Origin of the sequence: Paenarthrobacter sp. YJN-5 (genome assembly GCF_015040095.1) — a bacterium.
In the GTDB taxonomy this organism is placed as follows: domain Bacteria; phylum Actinomycetota; class Actinomycetes; order Actinomycetales; family Micrococcaceae; genus Arthrobacter; species Arthrobacter ureafaciens.
In genome coordinates, this window is record NZ_CP053546.1 from 135,104 (window position 1) to 155,193 (window position 20,090).

A 20,090-nucleotide genomic window follows, 5' to 3' on the forward strand; every position below is an offset into this window, starting at 1 on the left:
GAACCGGAGATCAGAGCTGATCTTGGGCACTGGAACCTGGCTCAGCCGCGCGTCCCAGGACAGCTGCCGCCAAAAGAATTGTGGCGTGCAGGTTGCCGTTCCCTAGCTCCAGCCCAAGGATCCCTTCGATCCTACGGAGACGGTACGACAGCGTATTTCGGTGGATGAACAGCTCAGAGCAGGCTTCCTGGACATTGCCAGCATGACGCAGATAGCACGTCAAGGTATCCCGAAGCACAGAACTTCCCTCAGCATCGAGTGGCGCGAAAAGACGTCGGGCAAGGGCAACCAGACCTGAACTGGGCAGCCCTTGCACTACGCTGAGCAAATCCGCCTCGGGTGCTTTTCGAACCCCCCGTCCCTCCCTGGCATCTCGAACCGCAAGCCCGAGGGCGAGGGGTAGCTCGTCCATTGCTTCCGAGCCGGTTACAGATACCGAGAGTTCGGGCACGTCATCGAAAAGAGTTCTCGCTTCTTGGAGCAGGCTCGAATCAGTAATCCCGTGTTGAACCAGAAACACCGTGAAATCCGTTTCTTCCATGAATCCCACAGCGGCGAAAGCCTTCTCAAGGCGGACCCTGGCGCGCCAAATAATGGCACGTAAAGTCAAGGCTTCCATGCTTGCCGGCGCATGCAGGATGAACGCCTCCCACGGCCTGTGCGCGTCGAATCCGGCATCAGTAGCCAGACGCCGGAGCTGGACCGGATCTTCCAGCCTTTCGTCAAACAAGGCCTCCATCAATTTGGCAGTTTGTCGGGAGTGCGGGGTGGCCCTTGCCGACAATGTGTAGCTTAATTGAACGGCGATGACCGCTGCGGCGGGACCCAACAACGGTTGGAGAAGTACAGAGCCCGCCCACCCCTCCACAATGAGCTTAAAGAAATGGGGATCACCGCTGGGGAGACGCAGCGTTGTGCGTGCTGCTCCTGCCGGGGCGGAGCCCGTCGCGACAAGCTCAAATCCGCTGCGGTCGGCTATGGAAATGCGGGCAGCTGTTGCGGTGGCGACAAGTTCAATGACACCGGCCAAGGACCCGCCTTGAGCCGCATAACGAGTGCATTGATCTGCTAAGTCCCAACCGCGCCTTAGCTCCTCATAGTGCTCCTCCGTAATTGCCTGCTCCACATGTCGCATCACTAGGAGGAAGGGGACCTCAGGGGGGAGTTCAAGCAAAGGAACGTCATGGGCTTCACAGGCCCTTACAAGGCCTTCGGGAAGATTTGCATGGGCCACACCCAGCCCAAAAACGAGTCCACACACAGGCACGCCCGCCAGACGTTCGACATAAGCGTCCCAAATCTGAAAGTTCGTCACATTTAAGCTCATGCCGTTCGTGAGAACCAGGCAATTGGCGGCCAGAAGCCCGCTCGGATCCATGTACTCGGTGGGGGCACACCACGTGATGGGGCGCGCAAGACGTCCCTTGCTGCCCCTAACCCGGACGCGGATATCCAAATCTCCGTCCTCGATCAGGTCTATTAGACGCATGACCCTCCATTCGAACATGTGTGCAGAGTGCACAAATCATATCGTCCATGTCATGCATATGCCCACTACCGCTCGTAAACATCGCACGGGTACCGTTAGTGAAACCTTCGATTGCGACACACATCACATGTCGACTCCCTTTTTTGGATGCTGCTGACAATTCTTCGCAGCTCCTCCTCTAAGGATGTCTCTAAAAGAAAGCAGGCTCAGTTTTGGGAAACGTAGTATCTCCGCTGCCAGGAGTTTTTTTCGCAGACCCGGACCCGGGAAGCCCTACTTTGCAGAAGTAGGCGACGAGGTTAAAGCCGGTCAAACCGTCGGTGTCGTTGAGATCATGAAGCAGTTTACTGAGATCCAGTCCGATGTAAACGGCGTCCTTGAGTCGTTCGGGGTTGGCGACGGCGATGCCGTCAATCCCGGCGACACCATCGTCGTGGTTCGGGAGGTGTAGCGATGTCCACGAAACTGTTCATTGCAAACCGGGGCGAGATAGCCGTCCGTATCGCACGGACGGCGCGGCTCATGAACATTCCAACCGTCGCTGCAGTTAGTGAAGCCGATATTGATTCATTGGCGGCGAAGATAGCGGACGCGTTTGTTGTGATTGGTCCAGCGTCCGCTGCTGCCAGCTATCTCAACCAAGACGCACTTATTGCGGCCGCACTGGATCAAGGATGCGATGCTGTGCATCCGGGGTATGGTTTTTTGTCCGAGAACGCGGATTTTGCCCGCAGGGTAATCGCATCCGGTCTTATCTGGGTTGGCCCGTCCCCGGACGCCATTGACCTCATGGGCAACAAATCGATGGCCAGAGAGGCAGCGCGTAAAGCAGGTGTCCCTGTCTTGCGCGGATCGGACGGTCCATTGGAACCAGACGCCGACGCGATCTCCATAGCCAGGGACATCGGTTACCCTCTGGTGGTGAAGGCTTCCGCGGGGGGCGGAGGACGCGGCATTCGCTTTGTTTTTTCAGAGGGCGAACTGCTTGACACCATTGAATTGGCCCGCGGGGAAGCGGCGGCAGTCTTCGGGGACCCGACTGTGTACTTGGAGCGCTTCGTTGAAAAGGCCCGCCACGTGGAAGTCCAGCTACTCGGCGATGGGACGAACTTTGTTCATCTTGGCGACCGCGATTGTTCCATGCAACGCCGATCGCAAAAAGTCATTGAAGAGGCTCCCGCCCCGGACCTGCCAGAGTCGGTCCGCAAAAACATTCACGAATCATCCCTTGAACTTGCCAGGCAGTGCGGCTATCGAGGTGCAGGTACCGTTGAGTTTCTTTATGATCCGGTCAATCGAGAAGCAGCCTTCATCGAAATGAATACCCGGATCCAAGTTGAGCACCCCATCACTGAACTGGTGACAGGAGTAGATATCGTACGCGAGCAACTCGTGGTAGCTTACGACGGCGCCATGACGCTGCGCCAAGAGAGCATAGCCTTCACAGGTCACGCCATCGAATGCAGAATCAACGCTGAGGATCCCGATAACAACTTTTTCCCAAGCCCAGGGAAGCTTGAAAAGCTGATCTGGCCGGAAGGGCCTGGTGTCCGCGTCGACAGCGGAGTTGAAGAGGGATGCTCCGTTTCGCCCTTCTATGATTCGATGCTGGCCAAGTTGATCGTGCATGCGCCGGATCGGAGTGCGGCGATATCAGCGGCAATGGAAGCCCTTGAAAAAACACTCATCGAGGGCGTGAAAACGACGATACCGCTTCATCGCGACCTTCTTTCCAGCGAGGAATTTTCGCTGGTAAAGCACCACTCCAAGTTCATCGAAAGCGCGCCAGATCTGCTGGCTGTGAAGACAACCGCCTGATCTACTTCCGCGCTCATCCCGACTCCGGGGAGAAAGGACGAGTGGCTCCTGGTTCAACTGCCATTGGACCAAGACCAGCTACCAACCGTTTGGCTCGTGGCTGCGATGCAGATCATCCATATTGCAGCCACGAAGTCTGGTCTTCGGAACTGCCGAGAACGAATAGGTTTACTGCTCCCGCCCCAAGTCCGCAGAGGGGCCCATGTGCCCTCGCCAGATTGGTCGCGAGACTGCGTGCCCTCCGACCGTCGCTAACGCTGCGGCGCTGAATTGCCTTCAATGCCACCAAAATGACTCTGAAACGACGACTTGTCCGCATGCAGTTTATGGTCCAGCGGGACCATCAGAGCCCAGGCATCAAACCCGGCTTTTGCCCTCATCAAGTACATCCTCAAAGGGAAATGCTTGAGCTTCCCTTGCGCAAAGCCAAAACTCACCGACGGCCCAGAGACCCCGGTGAAAAAATTATCCATCCAAACTTACGCCAAAGTCACACATCGTTGGAACACAAAAAGAATTGAGAAGGCGAATTTGCTGCTGCGGTCCAAGCACCATTCGGTTTCCTCCCTTCGCCCCCGTCGCGTCCACTCGGCTCTACCCACACCGATGAGACTGACTGCTTGTCGGTGACGGTCGAAAACTGAGCCAAGTTGACGGCCACGAAACGGCTCAGTTCCGATCCAACTGGGGTGTCGACACAGCGGCCAGTTCTCGCTTGGTTCTGGCCCCAAGTTGGCCATCACATCACGGACCCACAACGCGCGCTGCGTCTTTATTGGGAGGGCTAGCAAGACCAGCGGCAGCGCGTCACCGGCTAACGTCGGCCCGTGTGAAGCCGCTGGCCAGAGCACGACGAATCGGTAAAGCCCGGCGTCCTGTAGTGGATTGTTGACAAGGGCACCGACTAGCACACCGAACCTGGACAATAAGTATGCGGATAGCGGAAAGCCCGGCAAGCTATGAGCCTCCGAGGTTCGATCCACAGATTCAAGTCGCGACTTTCTTACACCAACGAACCCGATGCAGGCAATGCCGGGTCGGTGAACTCACTAGAGCTCACCGACCCGGGTGTGACCAGGCGTCAATAGAGGAACCGTCGCAATGCGAGTGACCACGAGCGGGCGACAGCACACCTGGCCGGCCGCAGACGCACAATGTCCGCCTCTCAGAAATGGTCGTCTTCGCAGGGCGGGTTTTAGCTCAACGCCCGGGGTTCCAGTGGAGTTTCGCCAACAACTCTTAACTGGAGTCTTCATCGGTGTTTCAACTAGGAGTGGTTTGGTCAGTTGTGGGCCGAGGATTTCGCGCGGTGGGCACGAGATGCTTCCACCAGGTTCGAGAACAGGCGTAGGTCATCGGGACTTTGCTCGGGGTGCCACTGTACGCCGACAGCCCACCTGTCGGAAAAGATCTTCGGGTCCAATTCAATTGCCTCGATCACGCCCTCATCATCGCGGGCGCTGACGATCAGGCCTTGACCGAGCTCATCAACCGCCTGATGGTGGTAGCACTGGGCCTCATGCGAGTTTCCGATAATTTGCGCAATCCTGGTGCCAGCAATGGCATGTACAGATGTTGTAGTGAAAACAGCTTCGCCAACCTGGTGACGGGAATGTCCCAGTAGATCAGGCAAGTGCTGGTGAATGGTTCCGCCGAGTGCGGCATTGAGGATTTGCGCGCCACGGCAGATGCCGAGCAAAGGCAACCCAGACGCCAGGGCGCTGCGTACGAGTGCGAACTCCCAAGCGTCACGTTCCAAGGCCGGTACATCGGTGGTTGGATGTGGCGCCTGACCGTAGGATGCCGGGTTGACATCGCTTCCACCCGTGACTACGAGCCCGTCGAATCCAGCGAGAATCTGGTCCGCGATTGCGGCACTCGCTGGCTGCGGGGGAAGCAGTGCGGCAATTCCTCCTGCTCGCGTTACAGCCTGAAAATAATGCGCGGGAAGGAAACTTGCCGGTAGGTTCCAAACCCCACTCGTCGCTTGTTGCATATACGTAGTCAGCCCAATGACTGGATGAGTGGTCAAGCTCCGTGTCCCTTCGATGTTGGTGCCGTCCCCGGCAATAGCCAAGTCTGCGATATATCGCTCACGTCGCGCTCTGTGTGAATGGATAGTCTGAGCGCATCGACAGGCTTTTGATCAGTGAGCGGATGCTTTGGTTTGGATGTGAGATGTGTGCGGCCATGGCGTGGCGGGCTTTTTCGGCATCTTTTGACTTGATTGCGTCCACGATTTGTCGGTGCTCGTCGTTGGAAAGGTCGTGCCAGACGCGTGTGTCGGGCAGGAGTTGGAGCGCCGGGTTTAGTTCCAGCCGGATCGCTTCGAGCGAGTTACAGAGAAACCTGTTTGATGTGGCCTCGCCGACGGCCAGGTGGAAGGCCGTGTCCCAGCGCATGAATTCCGCGTCATCGCTGGCCTGCGATGTCTTCTCGCACAACTCTTCGAGCGTACGCAGTTGCGTGCGTTTTGCCTTCGTAGTCGCGACGGCGGCCGCGAGTGGTTCAAGGACTTCACGGAACTCCACAGCATCCAAAATGCTGCCGGCCTGGCGCCGGAGTTCGACCACTCTGAAGTCAAGGGAGGGGGCATCTGACGTGGGTGCCTTGACGAAACTTCCTCCGGCCCGTCCCCTTCGAGTCTCTACAACGTGCTCCGTCTCAAGCTTTCCAATCGCCGATTGAATGGTCGCCCGACCGACACCAAACAACTTCATCAACTCACGTTCCGGCGGCAGCGCAGCCCCGGGACGGATGATCCCCAAAGCAATTTGCCGCCGGATCTGTTCGACCACAAAATCATGAGCCCGGGGCTGAACAATTGCAGCAAACTCGGCACGGTCAACCGACCCACCAGCCAAACCACGAGAAGAGGGCAATGCCGCCATGGTATCCAATGAGCTGTTAGCGGCCGATGCCGCAATCAGGTCCAGGACGGCGTCTTCGGAAGTCCCAAGCTGGACCCATGACGGCATTATTTCCTCATTCCGTGGTGCTTAGTTGCTGGTGGTTGTGAGGAGTTTGTGTTGTGAGAGGGGTTTGACGTCGATGTTTGCCTGGGCGAGTGCGGAGCGTACTTCGCGGGCTACTTCGACCGCGGTGGGTGAGTCTCCGTGGAGGCAGATGGTGTCGACGTCGAGTTCGAAGGTGCCGCCGTCGATCTTGGGCATGATCTTGTCCTGGACGAGCTTGACGGTTCGTTCGGCGACGGATTGGGCGTTGCGCGGTGCGACGTGGCGTTCGAGCATGAGGTCGCCCTTCTCGTCGTATTCGAGATCGACGTAGCCTTCCCAGGCGACGGTGGCGCCGGCTTTGCGGGCGGCTGCTCCGCCGGGACCGCTGGAGATCAGGACGAGTTCCTCGTCCAGTTCGAGCAGGCCCTTGGCCACGGCTGCGCCGTGTTCGGCGCTGTAGGCCGTGAGGTAGTAGCAGGCGCCGTGCGGCTTGATGTGCTGCAACTTTCCGCCCATGGAGGTGACGAAGGCCTGGAGAGCGCCGGTCTGGTAGAGGATGTAGTCCCGGAGCTCATCAGGGGTAATCTTCAGGTGGCGGCGGCCGAAACCGATCTTGTCGGGGAACCCGACGTGCGAGCCAATGCCGCACCCGTTCTCGAGTGCCAGTTCCACACTGCGGCGCATGATGTGCGGGTCACCTGCGTGCCATCCGCACGCGATATTGACGGAGCTGACGAAGGGCATGAACTCCTCGTCATTTCCCATCTTCCAGATCCCGAAGGACTCTCCCAGGTCTGCATTAATGTCAACGACAGCGGACATTGAAATCTCCTGATCTTGTTGAATGTTCGGCAAGTTGAATGTTCTGAAGGACTCAACACGGTCCTAAGCCGATACCGGAACACGACTCCGGCCTCGGCAATACCCGCCTCTTCGCTTCAGTCCCAGTCAGTCAGTCCGACAATGGACTAAAGGATCGCAAGTAGGATCAATACTCATCTCTGATGGTGCGCCTGTCAACAGTCTGGCGTCCTTTGATCGGACAGGCCCAGTTTTCGCCGAAGATTACAAACCCTTGGGTGGCCTGCCGGGGGGCGCGTGGCCGCCGTCTGAGTCAAGAACGTTCAGGCAGTTCTTGACCATCAGCTTCCGATCACCTAATAATGATCCTATTAGTGGTCCTTTATTCCAATTGTGGTTTTCCGTTGGAGCCAGGGCTGACTTCGAGACGAACCTTTACCAGCCGAGGTCCACTACCCACCTTCGTTTCACGGTCCGATGTTCTTTTGCAGTAGTCAGGAGCAGTTGTGAGCACAGTTGTCGCTAACCAAGTCGAACTCATCAATCCTGCGTTGGGTTCGGCTTTCGAGCGTGTTGATCTGGTTGGCCCTGACGGTGCTGACGAAGCAATCAGCCGGGCTGATCACGCATTTCGCTCCTGGCGTGAGATCGCGCCGGGTGACAGGGCACGGCTCTTGCGGCGGTTTGCGGCTGCCGTGGAGGCAGACATCGAAAACCTTGCGGCACTGGAAGTCCGCAACTCAGGCCACACCATCAGCAACGCGCGGTGGGAGGCAGGACACGTCCGGGATGTCCTGAATTATTACGCGGGCGCTCCGGAGCGGCCGAATGGCAGCCAGATCCCGGTCCCGGGCGGAGTCGACATTACCTTCCGGGAAGCTCTGGGAGTTGTCGGCATCATCGTGCCCTGGAACTTCCCCATGCCCATAGCGGCCTGGGGCTTCGCCCCCGCATTGGCCGCTGGCAATACCGTTGTCCTTAAGCCCGCGGAAGTCACGCCCCTGACCGCCATGCGCCTGGCCGAACTGGCGCTGGAGGCCGGAATTCCCGAAGGAGTTTTCACCGTCATTCCAGGTCGCGGAGTGGATGTTGGCGACCGTTTTGTCAAGAATCCGCTTGTTAAGAAGGTGGTATTCACAGGCTCCACCCAAGTAGGCAAAGCAGTTCTGGCAGGTTGCTCAGAACAGCTCAAACCAGTAACCCTGGAGCTCGGCGGCAAGAGCGCCAATATAGTCTTTGCTGACGCGGACCTGGAAAAGGCTGCAACTGCTGCACCTTTTGCGGTATTCGATAATGCAGGGCAGGACTGCTGCGCCCGTTCCCGCATTCTCGTCCAACGCTCGGTTCTGGACCGCTTCCTTGGCTATCTGGAGCCTGCAATCCAAGGTATGCGCGTAGAAGACCCGTCGCTGCCCACGTCGGAAATGGGGCCTTTGATTACCGCTGCCCATCACGAACGGGTCTCCTCGTTCCTGGAAGACGGGGATCCTGTCCTTATCAAGGGAACAGCCCCGGAGGGCCCCGGCTTCTGGTTCGCCCCCCGCGTCCTCGGGCCGGTATCCCCCACAGCCCGAGTGGCCGTCGAAGAGATTTTCGGCCCGGTGGCAGTGCTCATCCCCTTCGAAGACGAAGCCGACGCGGTCCGCATCGCCAACGATTCCCAATACGGCTTGTCGGGATCGATTTGGACTCGGGACGTTGGTCGTGCCCTGCGGATGTCCAAGTCCGTTCAAAGCGGTGCATTAAGCATCAACAGCAACTCATCCGTCCGTTACTGGACCCCGTTCGGTGGTTTTAAGGAATCAGGATTGGGCCGCGAGCTAGGACCCGATGCCCTGAACGCCTTCACCGAAGAAAAGAATGTGTTCCTCTCGATCGACTGATCGAGCCGTCAGCGCCAAGAAAGGTTAGTTATGGATAAGAACAGGTCATTCGTTACCGCGGACGAGACGTCGGTGTTCGTTCGCGAGATCGACAAGCAGTACCCCTTGCTTGTCCGAGGCGAAGGCGCATGGCTTTACGACGCCAGCGGACACGCCTATCTCGATGCCGTTTCCGGCGGCGCCATGGTCACAAGCCTGGGCCACGGGGCAGTTCCCTCCATCTCGGAGGCCATCCAAAAGCAAACCGAACAGGTTTCCTTTATCTACAACGTCCACGCCACCTCTCCGGCCCAGGAACAGCTGGCCCGGGACATCGTTTCAATTGCGCCGGAAGGCTTCACCCGCGTGCACTTCGTCTCGGGCGGAACCGAAGCCAACGAGCTCGCTCTTCGCATGGTGCGCAACTACCACGTCGAACGTGGCGAAGCCGGCCGCCACGTCATGGTCTCTCCCGCCCAGTCCTACCACGGAGCGAGCATCGCAACATTCGGCCTGACGGGACGAAATGGCCTCCAAAGCCCCTACCAGCCTTACATTCAGCAGCAGGAACACATCTCCCCTGCCACGTGGCTGTTCGACCCGTCCGGAGAAACAGCGCTGAAAGAACTAGACGAGATCCTGGAACGGGTCGGCGGTCAGGTCGCTGCATTCCTCATCGAACCCGTATCCGCTGCCTCGCTGCCTGGCTACTCCCCACCCGAGTCGTTCTGGCGGGGACTGGAAGAGCGTCGCCAGAAGCACGGCTTCCTTGTTTGGTTCGATGAAGTCGTCACTGGCATGGGAAGGACCGGCACCTGGTTCGCTGCTGACCAAATGCCCATCATGCCCGACATCATCACCACCTCCAAGGGTCTTGGCGCAGGCTACTTCCCGGTCGGGGCCATGTTGGTGCAGGAGCATGTCTACCAGGCCGTGGCCGACGGATCGCGGTCATTCGAACCTGGACACACCTGGGACGGTGCGCCGGTGTCATGTGCCGCCGGTTCGGCCGTCATCAACCACCTCCGCAAGGAAAGGCTTGTGGAGTCTGTGGGCGAGCGGGGTCCCCGTCTGCTCGAAGACATCCGCAGCGCCCTCGCCGGTTCCGAGATCGTCAGGGAAGTCCGGGGACGCGGTTTCCTCCTGGGCGTCAGCTACGTTGACCCTGCTGATGGAACGTCATTGCTGGACCCCTCGCTGGGAGTATCCCGCCGGATTGACGAGACAGCGCTGAAGAACTCGCTGCTGGTCTACTCGACACAGCCCACGCGTGATGGTTACGCCGGCGACCAGACCCTGCTGGCTCCAACGTTCGTTGCAACCGACAGTGATCTGGACCAGATCGTCGAGCGCCTCGCCACCACCGTGGCGGAAGTCGAACGCCAGGTAAAGAACGAGCTCACCCATGCCAAACGCTGAGCACGGCTCAGAGGTGCGGTCGCCGTCACAAAACGGCGGCCGCACCCCGCTGACCGTTGAAACCTTCAAAGCCGAAGTCGAAGCCGGACTAATTGACATTGTCGAAATGGTCGTCGTCGACATGCAGGGCCGGCTGCAAGGCAAACGCCTCGCAGCCCAGTACTTCCTGGAATCAGTACTCCACGGGGGCAGCGAAGCACAAAGCTACCTCCTGGCAACAGATGTCGAAATGGGCGGCGTCGAGGGCTACAGCATTGCATCATGGTCAACCGGTTACGGAAACCTCGTCATGCAGCCCGACGCAAGCACACTTCGGAGGATGGCATGGAGCCCATCGGCAGTCAGTGTTCTCTGCGACGTCTTTGACCAACAGGGCGCCCCGATGTCCGTATCACCGAGGCAACTCCTGCGCCGCCAACTCGATGAACTGGCAGCACGCGGATGGACCGCGGTGACCGGAACCGAGATGGAGTTCCAAATCTTCACCAACTCCTACGAAGAGGCGTGGAACACAGGCTACCGAAACCTGCAGCCCGTCAGCTCGTACAGCGCCGACTACTCGCTGCTTGACACACGCGGCATAGGCCCCCTTCTGGCCGACCTCTACCGGGATCTGGCCGGCGCCAAGGTGGACATCGAGAGCATCGTCGCCGAGGCCGCGCCCGGTCAACACGAAGTGGTCCTCAAATGCCGGGACGCGCTGACAACCGCCGACAACCACGCCTTTGCCAAATTCGCGGCCAAGCAGATAGCTGCTACCCGCGGGCACAGCCTCACGTTCATGGCAAAAATCGACCAGAACGCAGGCAACGCCTGTCACATCCACTTCAGCCTACGAGCCGAAGACGACTCACCGGTTTTCGCCGGTGACGATACATTCGGCTTCTCGCCCGTGATGCGAAGTTTCTTGGCCGGCCAACTGGCGTTTCTCCCGGAACTGACCCTGCTGCTCGCACCCAACATCAACTCCTACAAGAGATTCGTGGACGGAAGCTACGCCCCGACGGCCATCTCCTGGGGACACGATAACCGAACCTGCGCACTACGGGTCCTGGGAAGAGGCAAATCACTACGGTTCGAACACAGGCTGCCCGGGGCCGACGTAAACCCATACCTGGCAATCGCCGCCATCGTCGCTGCAGGCCTCCGGGGAATAGAGGACGGCCTGGAACTCCAAGCCCCCACCACAGGCAACGCCTACACCAAAGACCTGCCCCACGTACCAAACAACCTCCGAGACGCCCTCCGGCTATTCCGCGAAAGCGAAACGGCGGCCAAAGCCTTCGGAGAGGACGTCGTTGCACACTACGCACGCATGGCAGAACACGAACTCCAACAATTCGACCAAGCCATCACGGACTGGGAAAAATTCCGCGGATTCGAAAGGCTCTAAGCCCACCCAATACACCCCTCAACCCCCAGGCCCAATACGAGCTGGGTGCTTGAGGGGGTATTGCCGAGGCCGGAGTCGTGTTCCGGTATCGGCTTAGGACCGTGTTGAGTCCTTCAGAACATTCAACTTGCCGAACATTCAACAAGATCAGGAGATTTCAATGTCCGCTGTCGTTGACATTAATGCAGACCTGGGAGAGTCCTTCGGGATCTGGAAGATGGGAAATGACGAGGAGTTCATGCCCTTCGTCAGCTCCGTCAATATCGCGTGCGGATGGCACGCAGGTGACCCGCACATCATGCGCCGCAGTGTGGAACTGGCACTCGAGAACGGGTGCGGCATTGGCTCGCACGTCGGGTTCCCCGACAAGATCGGTTTCGGCCGCCGCCACCTGAAGATTACCCCTGATGAGCTCCGGGACTACATCCTCTACCAGACCGGCGCTCTCCAGGCCTTCGTCACCTCCATGGGCGGAAAGTTGCAGCACATCAAGCCGCACGGCGCCTGCTACTACCTCACGGCCTACAGCGCCGAACACGGCGCAGCCGTGGCCAAGGGCCTGCTCGAACTGGACGAGGAACTCGTCCTGATCTCCAGCGGTCCCGGCGGAGCAGCCGCCCGCAAAGCCGGCGCCACCGTCGCCTGGGAAGGCTACGTCGATCTCGAATACGACGAGAAGGGCGACCTCATGCTCGAACGCCACGTCGCACCGCGCAACGCCCAATCCGTCGCCGAACGAACCGTCAAGCTCGTCCAGGACAAGATCATGCCCAAGATCGACGGCGGCACCTTCGAACTCGACGTCGACACCATCTGCCTCCACGGAGACTCACCCACCGCGGTCGAAGTAGCCCGCGAAGTACGCTCCGCACTCGCCCAGGCAAACATCGACGTCAAACCCCTCTCACAACACAAACTCCTCACAACCACCAGCAACTAAGCACCACCACCGGGGGCTCCGCAACGGCGGAAGCGTCACCTTCCTGGCCAGAGCCACAGCTGTCCAGGCAGGAGACCAATTCCTTACTCCGTTGCTTTAACAAACGGGTACGCGGGAAGCTTCGACAGGCTTTTGATCAGTGAGCGGATGCTTTGGTTCGCGTGTGAGATGTGTGCGGCCATGGCGTGGCGGGCTTTTTCGGCATCTTTTGACTTGATTGCGTCCACGATTTGTCGGTGCTCGTCGTTGGAAAGGTCGTGCCAGACGCGTGTGTCGGGCAGGAGTTGGAGCGCCGGGTTTAGTTCCAGCCGGATCGCTTCGAGCGAGTTACAGAGAAACCTGTTTGATGTGGCCTCGCCGACGGCCAGGTGGAAGGCCGTGTCCCAGCGCATGAATTCCGCGTCATCGCTGGCCTGCGATGTCTTCTCGCACAACTCTTCGAGCGTACGCAGTTGCGTGCGTTTTGCCTTCGTAGTCGCGACGGCGGCCGCGAGTGGTTCAAGGACTTCACGGAACTCCACAGCATCCAAAATGCTGCCGGCCTGGCGCCGGAGTTCGACCACTCTGAAGTCAAGGGAGGGGGCATCTGACGTGGGTGCCTTGACGAAACTTCCTCCGGCCCGTCCCCTTCGAGTCTCTACAACGTGCTCCGTCTCAAGCTTTCCAATCGCCGATTGAATGGTCGCCCGACCGACACCAAACAACTTCATCAACTCACGTTCCGGCGGCAGCGCAGCCCCGGGACGGATGATCCCCAAAGCAATTTGCCGCCGGATCTGTTCGACCACAAAATCATGAGCCCGGGGCTGAACAATTGCAGCAAACTCGGCACGGTCAACCGACCCACCAGCCAAACCACGAGAAGAAGTCAACGCCATGGGTCCATAGTACCTTTTTGCCCGTGGCTTGGGCCTGGGGGTTGAGGGGTGTATTGGGTGGGCTTAGAGCCTTTCGAATCCGCGGAATTTTTCCCAGTCCGTGATGGCTTGGTCGAATTGTTGGAGTTCGTGTTCTGCCATGCGTGCGTAGTGTGCAACGACGTCCTCTCCGAAGGCTTTGGCCGCCGTTTCGCTTTCGCGGAATAGCCGGAGGGCGTCTCGGAGGTTGTTTGGTACGTGGGGCAGGTCTTTGGTGTAGGCGTTGCCTGTGGTGGGGGCTTGGAGTTCCAGGCCGTCCTCTATTCCCCGGAGGCCTGCAGCGACGATGGCGGCGATTGCCAGGTATGGGTTTACGTCGGCCCCGGGCAGCCTGTGTTCGAACCGTAGTGATTTGCCTCTTCCCAGGACCCGTAGTGCGCAGGTTCGGTTATCGTGTCCCCAGGAGATGGCCGTCGGGGCGTAGCTTCCGTCCACGAATCTCTTGTAGGAGTTGATGTTGGGTGCGAGCAGCAGGGTCAGTTCCGGGAGAAACGCCAGTTGGCCGGCCAAGAAACTTCGCATCACGGGCGAGAAGCCGAATGTATCGTCACCGGCGAAAACCGGTGAGTCGTCTTCGGCTCGTAGGCTGAAGTGGATGTGACAGGCGTTGCCTGCGTTCTGGTCGATTTTTGCCATGAACGTGAGGCTGTGCCCGCGGGTAGCAGCTATCTGCTTGGCCGCGAATTTGGCAAAGGCGTGGTTGTCGGCGGTTGTCAGCGCGTCCCGGCATTTGAGGACCACTTCGTGTTGACCGGGCGCGGCCTCGGCGACGATGCTCTCGATGTCCACCTTGGCGCCGGCCAGATCCCGGTAGAGGTCGGCCAGAAGGGGGCCTATGCCGCGTGTGTCAAGCAGCGAGTAGTCGGCGCTGTACGAGCTGACGGGCTGCAGGTTTCGGTAGCCTGTGTTCCACGCCTCTTCGTAGGAGTTGGTGAAGATTTGGAACTCCATCTCGGTTCCGGTCACCGCGGTCCATCCGCGTGCTGCCAGTTCATCGAGTTGGCGGCGCAGGAGTTGCCTCGGTGATACGGACATCGGGGCGCCCTGTTGGTCAAAGACGTCGCAGAGAACACTGACTGCCGATGGGCTCCATGCCATCCTCCGAAGTGTGCTTGCGTCGGGCTGCATGACGAGGTTTCCGTAACCGGTTGACCATGATGCAATGCTGTAGCCCTCGACGCCGCCCATTTCGACATCTGTTGCCAGGAGGTAGCTTTGTGCTTCGCTGCCCCCGTGGAGTACTGATTCCAGGAAGTACTGGGCTGCGAGGCGTTTGCCTTGCAGCCGGCCCTGCATGTCGACGACGACCATTTCGACAATGTCAATTAGTCCGGCTTCGACTTCGGCTTTGAAGGTTTCAACGGTCAGCGGGGTGCGGCCGCCGTTTTGTGACGGCGACCGCACCTCTGAGCCGTGCTCAGCGTTTGGCATGGGTGAGCTCGTTCTTTACCTGGCGTTCGACTTCCGCCACGGTGGTGGCGAGGCGCTCGACGATCTGGTCCAGATCACTGTCGGTTGCAACGAACGTTGGAGCCAGCAGGGTCTGGTCGCCGGCGTAACCATCACGCGTGGGCTGTGTCGAGTAGACCAGCAGCGAGTTCTTCAGCGCTGTCTCGTCAATCCGGCGGGATACTCCCAGCGAGGGGTCCAGCAATGACGTTCCATCAGCAGGGTCAACGTAGCTGACGCCCAGGAGGAAACCGCGTCCCCGGACTTCCCTGACGATCTCGGAACCGGCGAGGGCGCTGCGGATGTCTTCGAGCAGACGGGGACCCCGCTCGCCCACAGACTCCACAAGCCTTTCCTTGCGGAGGTGGTTGATGACGGCCGAACCGGCGGCACATGACACCGGCGCACCGTCCCAGGTGTGTCCAGGTTCGAATGACCGCGATCCGTCGGCCACGGCCTGGTAGACATGCTCCTGCACCAACATGGCCCCGACCGGGAAGTAGCCTGCGCCAAGACCCTTGGAGGTGGTGATGATGTCGGGCATGATGGGCATTTGGTCAGCAGCGAACCAGGTGCCGGTCCTTCCCATGCCAGTGACGACTTCATCGAACCAAACAAGGAAGCCGTGCTTCTGGCGACGCTCTTCCAGTCCCCGCCAGAACGACTCGGGTGGGGAGTAGCCAGGCAGCGAGGCAGCGGATACGGGTTCGATGAGGAATGCAGCGACCTGACCGCCGACCCGTTCCAGGATCTCGTCTAGTTCTTTCAGCGCTGTTTCTCCGGACGGGTCGAACAGCCACGTGGCAGGGGAGATGTGTTCCTGCTGCTGAATGTAAGGCTGGTAGGGGCTTTGGAGGCCATTTCGTCCCGTCAGGCCGAATGTTGCGATGCTCGCTCCGTGGTAGGACTGGGCGGGAGAGACCATGACGTGGCGGCCGGCTTCGCCACGTTCGACGTGGTAGTTGCGCACCATGCGAAGAGCGAGCTCGTTGGCTTCGGTTCCGCCCGAGACGAAGTGCACGCGGGTGAAGCCTTCCGGCGCAATTGAAACGATGTCCCGGGCCAGCTGTTCCTGGGCCGGAGAGGTGGCGTGGACGTTGTAGATAAAGGAAACCTGTTCGGTTTGCTTTTGGATGGCCTCCGAGATGGAGGGAACTGCCCCGTGGCCCAGGCTTGTGACCATGGCGCCGCCGGAAACGGCATCGAGATAGGCGTGTCCGCTGGCGTCGTAAAGCCATGCGCCTTCGCCTCGGACAAGCAAGGGGTACTGCTTGTCGATCTCGCGAACGAACACCGACGTCTCGTCCGCGGTAACGAATGACCTGTTCTTATCCATAACTAACCTTTCTTGGCGCTGACGGCTCGATCAGTCGATCGAGAGGAACACATTCTTTTCTTCGGTGAAGGCGTTCAGGGCATCGGGTCCTAGCTCGCGGCCCAATCCTGATTCCTTAAAACCACCGAACGGGGTCCAGTAACGGACGGATGAGTTGCTGTTGATGCTTAATGCACCGCTTTGAACGGACTTGGACATCCGCAGGGCACGACCAACGTCCCGAGTCCAAATCGATCCCGACAAGCCGTATTGGGAATCGTTGGCGATGCGGACCGCGTCGGCTTCGTCTTCGAAGGGGATGAGCACTGCCACCGGGCCGAAAATCTCTTCGACGGCCACTCGGGCTGTGGGGGATACCGGCCCGAGGACGCGGGGGGCGAACCAGAAGCCGGGGCCCTCCGGGGCTGTTCCCTTGATAAGGACAGGATCCCCGTCTTCCAGGAACGAGGAGACCCGTTCGTGATGGGCAGCGGTAATCAAAGGCCCCATTTCCGACGTGGGCAGCGACGGGTCTTCTACGCGCATACCTTGGATTGCAGGCTCCAGATAGCCAAGGAAGCGGTCCAGAACCGAGCGTTGGACGAGAATGCGGGAACGGGCGCAGCAGTCCTGCCCTGCATTATCGAATACCGCAAAAGGTGCAGCAGTTGCAGCCTTTTCCAGGTCCGCGTCAGCAAAGACTATATTGGCGCTCTTGCCGCCGAGCTCCAGGGTTACTGGTTTGAGCTGTTCTGAGCAACCTGCCAGAACTGCTTTGCCTACTTGGGTGGAGCCTGTGAATACCACCTTCTTAACAAGCGGATTCTTGACAAAACGGTCGCCAACATCCACTCCGCGACCTGGAATGACGGTGAAAACTCCTTCGGGAATTCCGGCCTCCAGCGCCAGTTCGGCCAGGCGCATGGCGGTCAGGGGCGTGACTTCCGCGGGCTTAAGGACAACGGTATTGCCAGCGGCCAATGCGGGGGCGAAGCCCCAGGCCGCTATGGGCATGGGGAAGTTCCAGGGCACGATGATGCCGACAACTCCCAGAGCTTCCCGGAAGGTAATGTCGACTCCGCCCGGGACCGGGATCTGGCTGCCATTCGGCCGCTCCGGAGCGCCCGCGTAATAATTCAGGACATCCCGGACGTGTCCTGCCTCCCACCGCGCGTTGCTGATGGTGTGGCCTGAGTTGCGGACTTCCAGTGCCGCAAGGTTTTCGATGTCTGCCTCCACGGCAGCCGCAAACCGCCGCAAGAGCCGTGCCCTGTCACCCGGCGCGATCTCACGCCAGGAGCGAAATGCGTGATCAGCCCGGCTGATTGCTTCGTCAGCACCGTCAGGGCCAACCAGATCAACACGCTCGAAAGCCGAACCCAACGCAGGATTGATGAGTTCGACTTGGTTAGCGACAACTGTGCTCACAACTGCTCCTGACTACTGCAAAAGAACATCGGACCGTGAAACGAAGGTGGGTAGTGGACCTCGGCTGGTAAAGGTTCGTCTCGAAGTCAGCCCTGGCTCCAACGGAAAACCACAATTGGAATAAAGGACCACTAATAGGATCATTATTAGGTGATCGGAAGCTGATGGTCAAGAACTGCCTGAACGTTCTTGACTCAGACGGCGGCCACGCGCCCCCCGGCAGGCCACCCAAGGGTTTGTAATCTTCGGCGAAAACTGGGCCTGTCCGATCAAAGGACGCCAGACTGTTGACAGGCGCACCATCAGAGATGAGTATTGATCCTACTTGCGATCCTTTAGTCCATTGTCGGACTGACTGACTGGGACTGAAGCGAAGAGGCGGGTATTGCCGAGGCCGGAGTCGTGTTCCGGTATCGGCTTAGGACCGTGTTGAGTCCTTCAGAACATTCAACTTGCCGAACATTCAACAAGATCAGGAGATTTCAATGTCCGCTGTCGTTGACATTAATGCAGACCTGGGAGAGTCCTTCGGGATCTGGAAGATGGGAAATGACGAGGAGTTCATGCCCTTCGTCAGCTCCGTCAATATCGCGTGCGGATGGCACGCAGGTGACCCGCACATCATGCGCCGCAGTGTGGAACTGGCACTCGAGAACGGGTGCGGCATTGGCTCGCACGTCGGGTTCCCCGACAAGATCGGTTTCGGCCGCCGCCACCTGAAGATTACCCCTGATGAGCTCCGGGACTACATCCTCTACCAGACCGGCGCTCTCCAGGCCTTCGTCACCTCCATGGGCGGAAAGTTGCAGCACATCAAGCCGCACGGCGCCTGCTACTACCTCACGGCCTACAGCGCCGAACACGGCGCAGCCGTGGCCAAGGGCCTGCTCGAACTGGACGAGGAACTCGTCCTGATCTCCAGCGGTCCCGGCGGAGCAGCCGCCCGCAAAGCCGGCGCCACCGTCGCCTGGGAAGGCTACGTCGATCTCGAATACGACGAGAAGGGCGACCTCATGCTCGAACGCCACGTCGCACCGCGCAACGCCCAATCCGTCGCCGAACGAACCGTCAAGCTCGTCCAGGACAAGATCATGCCCAAGATCGACGGCGGCACCTTCGAACTCGACGTCGACACCATCTGCCTCCACGGAGACTCACCCACCGCGGTCGAAGTAGCCCGCGAAGTACGCTCCGCACTCGCCCAGGCAAACATCGACGTCAAACCCCTCTCACAACACAAACTCCTCACAACCACCAGCAACTAAGCACCACCACCGGGGGCTCCGCAACGGCGGAAGCGTCACCTTCCTGGCCAGAGCCACAGCTGTCCAGGCAGGAGACCACAATCCATATACAACTGAGGTAGATCTTTACCGGATCACACAAGATTCATCGTCGAGGAGACGCAAGATGGAGCATGGGACAATCGGCACCACAAATGTGAAGCGTGGTATGGCTGAGATGCTTAAGGGCGGCGTCATCATGGACGTCGTCAACGTCGAACAGGCCCGCATCGCCGAGGACGCCGGTGCCGTCGCCGTCATGGCGCTCGAGCGTGTGCCGGCCGACATCCGCGCCCAGGGCGGCGTGTCCCGCATGTCCGATCCTGACATGATCGACCAGATCATCGCCGCGGTCTCCATCCCGGTGATGGCCAAGGCCCGTATCGGCCACTTCGTCGAAGCCCAGGTCCTGCAATCGTTGGGCGTGGATTACATCGACGAGTCCGAGGTCCTGACCCCGGCGGACTACATCAACCACATCGACAAGTGGAACTTCACCATCCCGTTCGTCTGTGGTGCCACCAACCTCGGTGAGGCTCTGCGCCGCATCAACGAAGGTGCGGCGATGATCCGTTCCAAGGGCGAGGCCGGCACCGGCGACGTCTCCAACGCGACCGGTCACATGCGCAAGATCCGTGCCGAGATCGCCAAGCTCTCCTCCCTGCCCGAGGACGAGCTGTACGTCGCGGCGAAGGAACTGCAGGCCCCGTACGAGCTGGTCAAGGAAGTCGCCGCGACCGGCAAGCTCCCGGTAGTGCTGTTCACCGCCGGTGGCATCGCCACCCCGGCCGATGCCGCCATGATGATGCAGCTCGGCGCCGACGGCGTCTTTGTCGGTTCCGGGATCTTCAAGTCCGGCAACCCCGCCCAGCGCGCCGCCGCCGTCGTCAAAGCCACCACGCTCTACGACGACCCGGATGTCATCGCGAAAGTCTCCCGCGGCCTCGGCGAAGCAATGGTCGGCATCAACGTCGACGAAATCCCCCAACCCCACCGCCTCGCAGAAAGAGGATGGTAGA

17 protein-coding genes are annotated in these 20,090 nt (G+C 59.5%); 8 read left to right on the top strand and 9 right to left on the bottom strand.

The genetic code is table 11. The annotated features are described in order from the left end of the window. Positions 1–10: 10 nt before the first annotated feature. Positions 11–1,489: a PucR family transcriptional regulator gene (locus HMI59_RS24605; RefSeq protein WP_193594511.1), complete on the bottom strand. Its 1,479-nt coding sequence runs from the start codon at positions 1,487–1,489 to the stop codon at positions 11–13. A gap of 184 nt (positions 1,490–1,673) precedes the next feature. Between HMI59_RS24605 and HMI59_RS24610 the strand changes: the two genes are divergently transcribed. Together HMI59_RS24610 and HMI59_RS24615 are read left to right on the top strand one after the other, a co-directional pair. After that, the gene (locus HMI59_RS24610; RefSeq protein ID WP_370583604.1) at positions 1,674–1,940 is read left to right on the top strand and encodes a biotin/lipoyl-containing protein; all 267 of its coding nucleotides are present in this window, start codon (positions 1,674–1,676) and stop codon (positions 1,938–1,940) included. Positions 1,941–1,942: 2 nt separating this feature from the next. Then, entirely contained in the window at positions 1,943–3,307 is a 1,365-nt protein-coding gene (locus tag HMI59_RS24615) for an acetyl/propionyl/methylcrotonyl-CoA carboxylase subunit alpha (protein WP_193594512.1), read from the top strand. Between the two features lie 251 nt (positions 3,308–3,558). Here the strand turns inward: HMI59_RS24615 and HMI59_RS24620 are convergent, their stop codons facing one another. The 4 genes from HMI59_RS24620 to HMI59_RS24635 form a co-directional block, all read right to left on the bottom strand. Then, positions 3,559–3,780 (bottom strand): hypothetical protein, encoded by a 222-nt coding sequence (locus tag HMI59_RS24620; protein ID WP_193594513.1) that lies wholly within the window; start codon positions 3,778–3,780, stop codon positions 3,559–3,561. An 809-nt stretch (positions 3,781–4,589) separates the two neighbouring features. Beyond that, positions 4,590–5,339, bottom strand: a complete 750-nt coding sequence (locus HMI59_RS24625) for a gamma-glutamyl-gamma-aminobutyrate hydrolase family protein (RefSeq protein WP_227471740.1) — start codon at positions 5,337–5,339, stop codon at positions 4,590–4,592. 61 nt (positions 5,340–5,400) lie between these two features. Continuing rightward, on the bottom strand, positions 5,401–6,285 hold the full coding sequence (locus tag HMI59_RS24630) for a FadR/GntR family transcriptional regulator (RefSeq protein WP_193594514.1): 885 nt from the start codon (positions 6,283–6,285) through the stop codon (positions 5,401–5,403). A gap of 21 nt (positions 6,286–6,306) precedes the next feature. After that, positions 6,307–7,086: a LamB/YcsF family protein gene (locus tag HMI59_RS24635; protein WP_193594515.1), complete on the bottom strand. Its 780-nt coding sequence runs from the start codon at positions 7,084–7,086 to the stop codon at positions 6,307–6,309. A 485-nt stretch (positions 7,087–7,571) separates the two neighbouring features. Here HMI59_RS24635 and HMI59_RS24640 point away from each other — a divergent pair, with 485 nt between their 5' ends. The 4 genes from HMI59_RS24640 to HMI59_RS24655 all read left to right on the top strand — a co-directional run bounded on the left by HMI59_RS24640 (position 7,572) and on the right by HMI59_RS24655 (position 12,679). Beyond that, positions 7,572–8,948: an aldehyde dehydrogenase gene (locus HMI59_RS24640; RefSeq protein WP_255527694.1), complete on the top strand. Its 1,377-nt coding sequence runs from the start codon at positions 7,572–7,574 to the stop codon at positions 8,946–8,948. 30 nt (positions 8,949–8,978) lie between these two features. Further along, positions 8,979–10,346 (top strand): aspartate aminotransferase family protein, encoded by a 1,368-nt coding sequence (locus HMI59_RS24645; RefSeq protein WP_193594516.1) that lies wholly within the window; start codon positions 8,979–8,981, stop codon positions 10,344–10,346. After that, positions 10,333–11,739, top strand: a complete 1,407-nt coding sequence (locus HMI59_RS24650; protein ID WP_193594517.1) for a glutamine synthetase family protein — start codon at positions 10,333–10,335, stop codon at positions 11,737–11,739. Before HMI59_RS24645 ends, HMI59_RS24650 begins: the two co-directional genes overlap by 14 nt. A gap of 160 nt (positions 11,740–11,899) precedes the next feature. Continuing rightward, positions 11,900–12,679 carry a LamB/YcsF family protein gene (locus HMI59_RS24655; protein WP_193594515.1) on the top strand — a complete coding sequence of 260 codons (780 nt, stop codon included), beginning with the start codon at positions 11,900–11,902 and terminating at the stop codon, positions 12,677–12,679. An 83-nt stretch (positions 12,680–12,762) separates the two neighbouring features. Here the strand turns inward: HMI59_RS24655 and HMI59_RS24660 are convergent, their stop codons facing one another. The 4 genes from HMI59_RS24660 to HMI59_RS24675 all read right to left on the bottom strand — a co-directional run bounded on the left by HMI59_RS24660 (position 12,763) and on the right by HMI59_RS24675 (position 17,788). Then, entirely contained in the window at positions 12,763–13,557 is a 795-nt protein-coding gene (locus HMI59_RS24660; protein WP_193594518.1) for a FadR/GntR family transcriptional regulator, read from the bottom strand. A 63-nt stretch (positions 13,558–13,620) separates the two neighbouring features. Beyond that, positions 13,621–15,027, bottom strand: coding sequence for a glutamine synthetase family protein (locus tag HMI59_RS24665; protein ID WP_193594517.1), 1,407 nt, complete (start codon positions 15,025–15,027; stop codon positions 13,621–13,623). Continuing rightward, positions 15,014–16,381: an aspartate aminotransferase family protein gene (locus HMI59_RS24670; protein WP_193594516.1), complete on the bottom strand. Its 1,368-nt coding sequence runs from the start codon at positions 16,379–16,381 to the stop codon at positions 15,014–15,016. Before HMI59_RS24670 ends, HMI59_RS24665 begins: the two co-directional genes overlap by 14 nt. A 30-nt stretch (positions 16,382–16,411) precedes the next feature. Continuing rightward, positions 16,412–17,788, bottom strand: a complete 1,377-nt coding sequence (locus HMI59_RS24675; protein ID WP_255527694.1) for an aldehyde dehydrogenase — start codon at positions 17,786–17,788, stop codon at positions 16,412–16,414. Between the two features lie 485 nt (positions 17,789–18,273). On the opposite strand from HMI59_RS24675, the gene HMI59_RS24680 reads away from it, so the two are divergent. Together HMI59_RS24680 and pdxS are read left to right on the top strand one after the other, a co-directional pair. Continuing rightward, positions 18,274–19,053, top strand: a complete 780-nt coding sequence (locus tag HMI59_RS24680; protein WP_193594515.1) for a LamB/YcsF family protein — start codon at positions 18,274–18,276, stop codon at positions 19,051–19,053. Positions 19,054–19,198: 145 nt separating this feature from the next. Further along, positions 19,199–20,089 (top strand): pyridoxal 5'-phosphate synthase lyase subunit PdxS, encoded by an 891-nt coding sequence (gene pdxS / locus HMI59_RS24685; RefSeq protein ID WP_193594519.1) that lies wholly within the window; start codon positions 19,199–19,201, stop codon positions 20,087–20,089. Position 20,090: the final 1 nt, after the last annotated feature.